This is a genomic window from Bacillus sp. P4_D3, from assembly GCF_056401855.1.
The window spans coordinates 1-4,151 of record NZ_JBFUIN010000279.1 but is presented as its reverse complement, the minus strand read 5'-3'; the positions used below and the strand labels follow the sequence as shown (position 1 = coordinate 4,151).

General features: G+C 36.0%; 1 protein-coding gene and 1 pseudogene. Both read right to left on the bottom strand.

The annotated features are described in order from the left end of the window. Positions 1-3,058 (bottom strand): DEAD/DEAH box helicase (locus AC1DTM_RS19275; RefSeq protein WP_477000669.1); only part of this gene is annotated, 3,058 nt, incomplete at its 3' end. Positions 3,059-3,190: 132 nt separating this feature from the next. Continuing rightward, positions 3,191-4,151: pseudogene (locus AC1DTM_RS19270) on the bottom strand (S-layer homology domain-containing protein); the annotation flags it as partial.

The window sequence follows — 4,151 nt, the reverse complement described above, 5'->3', positions numbered from 1 at the left end:
CTACTAACTTAATCACTTGCACTGTATTTTTTTGTCCCATTCGATACGCTCTATCCGCTGCTTGTTGTTCAACAGCTGGATTCCACCATAAATCGTACAATATAACTGTATCTGCACCCGTTAAATTTAGTCCTGTGCCACCAGCTTTTAACGAAATAAGAAATAGATCCCCTTCTCCCTCGTTAAACCGATTGCATAGCTCTACACGTTCTTGCGCTGGTGTACTCCCATCTAAATAAAAGTATGGAACTGCTTGACGGTTTAATTCTCGCCCGATTATTGAAAKCATCTTCGTAAATTGAGAAAATATAAGAATTCTCTTCCCTGTACTTCTGCATTCCTCCAAAATTTCTAGCAGCTGATCAAATTTAGCTGAACTACCTTTATAGTCATCAACAAACAAAGCTGGATGACAACAAATTTGCCGTAGTCTCGTTAAACCAGCTAAAACCCGAATTTTATTTTTACGTAACGTATCTTTATCCAAATGTTTTAACGTTTCTTCTCTTAACTTTGCTAAATAAGCGGCATAGAGCCTTTTTTGGTCCGGTAAAAGTTCTGATGATTGTAAGTGCTCTATTTTTTCTGGGAGTTCGTGTAATACATCACCCTTTAACCTTCTTAACACGAAAGGCTTTACGCGCTTCGCAATATCTTCACGTCTTAAATCACCGAACTCTTTTCTTCCCGGTAATAATTCTGGGAAGACAACGTGGAAGATAGACCATAGCTCTTCTAATGAATTCTCTACAGGTGTTCCCGTTAATCCAAAACGGTACTCTGCTTGAATCGTTTTTACTGCCTTCGCAGTTTGCGTCGTATGATTCTTAAACGCTTGTGCTTCATCAAGAAATAACGTATGAAATGGCCTTGCATATAATCTTATATCTCTTCGTAGTAAAGGATATGACGTAATGACAACATCAAATTTCGTTACATCTTTTAAAATTTTTCGGCGCTCTGCTTGATTTCCATCGGCAATAACTGCTCTAATATGTGGAGCGAATTTTTTTAACTCGCTAAGCCAGTTGTAAACAAGGGAAGACGGAGAAACAACTAATATAGGCAGTTTCTTCTCTCGAATTTCCGGCAAAACAGAGTCTATAAAAGCAATACTTTGCAACGTTTTCCCAAGTCCCATATCATCAGCTAAAATGCCACCAAAACGATAATAGGCAAGTGTTTTCATCCACTGGAATCCGTATGTTTGATACTCTCTCATTATCGCATCTAAGCCACTTGGCACCGCAAACTTCAGCTTTTTAGGGTTTTGAATGTTCTCTACCAATTCTTGAACAGACTCATCTAAACTTAATACGTTTCCTTCTTGCAGTGAATTCATCCATTTCACACTACGAATAAGAGGGACATCTATTTCTTCGCCCTTTACAAATTCTTTTCGAATACTAGATTCTTTTATAAACTGATTAATATCATTAAACTCTTTACTCTCAAGTGATAGTAGAGCACCACTTGCTAAACGATAATATTTTCGTTTCTCCTCAAGAGCGACTAATACCCCTTTAATTTCTGCCTCCGGAATACCCTTTATATCAAAGCGGAATGATAACCAATCAATTCTCTCTTTCCTTCTAACTCTTATAAGAGGAGCTGTATCTCCTTTATGAATTCGTAATTTGATTGCTGTCGTCGCATAAATATCAACTAAACCTTTTAACGTTGGAACAACGTAATATAAAAAGTTATACTCAGCTTCTTCATTATGCATAAAATAACCGCCTTCTGTCTTTGCAAAGGCACTTTCACTCATAATGTCTAAAATCTCTTTTTCCTTTTTCTCATCACGATTAAAAACAGATGGCTGCCCATCCTCTTCTAACGGATTAATCACGACGTTTCCATAATGAAATTCGAGACCTGCTAACAAACGATTTTTCACTCGATCTAAATATAATTTTGCTTTTAGCGAAGGCGTTTCAATACGATTTGATATTACTTCATCAATTCGCACAGTACCAAGCTTCATTAATCCTGGTACAACTTTTGCTACAAAGTGTTCCATCTTATCTGCTGGAATATACAACTGGTTACTACTAGAACGATTCATCATTTTTTGTAATTCGATAAGCCGCTTACAATCCTCAGCATTCAACTGATGCAGTTTCCCTCCAAATAGAGCATAACTATACGTATCCATTACTTCTACTTGTTGTAAGCCGTCAATATAAAGTGTAAACCCACCGTTACTCCCTTTATTAAACTCAAAATGTAAAGGCAGTAGTCCTTTTGAAATTTGTAAACCGTGAAAAGATTGTCCATCTTGATTAAGTCTCACACACTCAGTTTTAGAAAGTAAAGAAAGCATATCCATCCACGAAGCTGGCGGTATTAAAATCATGCTATCATCTTGTTTTGCGTGTACTTCTAGTGTATCCTCATACATTTTTTCGTTATGATACATTTTAATAAGTTGCTGAATAATCGCATCCGTTTCTTGCTTGAAGCTATGTACATCTGGTGTGTATGTAAATTCATTGGAACAATTAAAAGCCTCTCTTTTCTCCACTTTAGAAAGAAATTCTCTAATATGATTTACGAAATACGTTTTGGCGATTTTCAACTGAACCCCAAGAAGTGCCCCACCATTTTTCGTAACTACTGGTGTACAATTAAACTCAATATCAAGTATTTCACGTGTATCAAAACGGTGTTGTTTACTTTTTGGCCTCAGTGGTTGTTCTGCAAACAATTGAAACATCCCGCTTGTTAATTGTTCGTTTCCGCTATTAATGGGCAATATTCCACCCGTTTGTTGATTATAATTTATTTGTATAAGTACAGCGGCAACATGTTGGCAGTACGTTTGAAAAGACGCTAATGACGGACAACTACATTTCGCAACCACATCACCTTTTTTAGCTTTTTCTACTGTAACATGAAAATCTTCGTTCCCTTTTACCGTCGCCTCGCAAATTTCTTTATTTTCATCATAATGATTCACGATTACTTTATTTGCTTTATAATACGCTTCTCCTCTTTTATATGAGGTCTCTCCGCATACTTCTTTAATAATCGATTTATTTATATGGAAACTCAATGGTTCAACCCCTCACGTCACTCATTTCACTCTATAAATATTGTACATGTATACTCCGGTAAGTAAAGTCGTACATACAAAAAACAAAAACAAGCCCCTTTCTCTATATCACGAAAGGGGCTTGTCTTTTAATTAATTGATGTCATCTAAATACCAAGATCCATCTTTTTTCACTAAATCATACGTATACGTAAATGATTCGCCTTGCTCACCTTGAACTGGTACACTTACTTTCACACTTAACGTTGTTGGTGTTTCACTTACTCTTGAGAATGTTTTCATTGCCTCTGTATTATAAACATTCGTTACAGGATATAAATAATACGGATTTAATATCCACTGTCTATTATACTTATAAGCTTTTTCAAACTGCTTCCCTGTAAATTTCGGCTCATAAAACTTTTTCATTTGTTTTTGTAAGTCTTCAAACTTTTCTTCTTCCGGCGATTTTACTGCCGCTTGTAAAATATTATTTGCGTGCTGCTCCGCATCCAATATTAATTGCTGAGCACTTGGTAAAGATAAACCTGATAGTGCTTGCTTATCTTCTTCACTTCCCGAAACTTGAGCACTCACCTTACCTGTTAATCCTTTATAGGCGATATTAATATCAGTCGTATCTCCTATTTTTGCATCATCCTTTACTGTCACTTCTCCAAGTTCATTCACGGTAACGAAATCTTTTGAACTTTTGAAAGTAAGTAGGTTCGGTTGAGTTACTTTTTTATAGCGATACGGTTCAATCGGTAATCCTAATGTTTCGTATTGTTTCATTACTTCTACCGGCACAGGTATTGCCAAACGTACTTGCAATTGTTCTTTTTGCTTTTTCATCACAAATGTTTTTTCAGGATCTACTTGTAACTTTGTTGGCTTCACGATATAAACTGGAACTTCTATTTCAGCCATTACTTTTTCGCCTTCTACTAACTCAAATAATAAATTTACTTTCTGGTCCTCTTTTGCGTTCGGTTTCACATGAACTACAAAATTATCTGTATCTTTTCGTTTTGCTTCTACTACACCAGTATTTTTACTTGATACTCGTATTTCCTGATCCTTCGATAATTTATCTACTTTCATTGTTAATTGA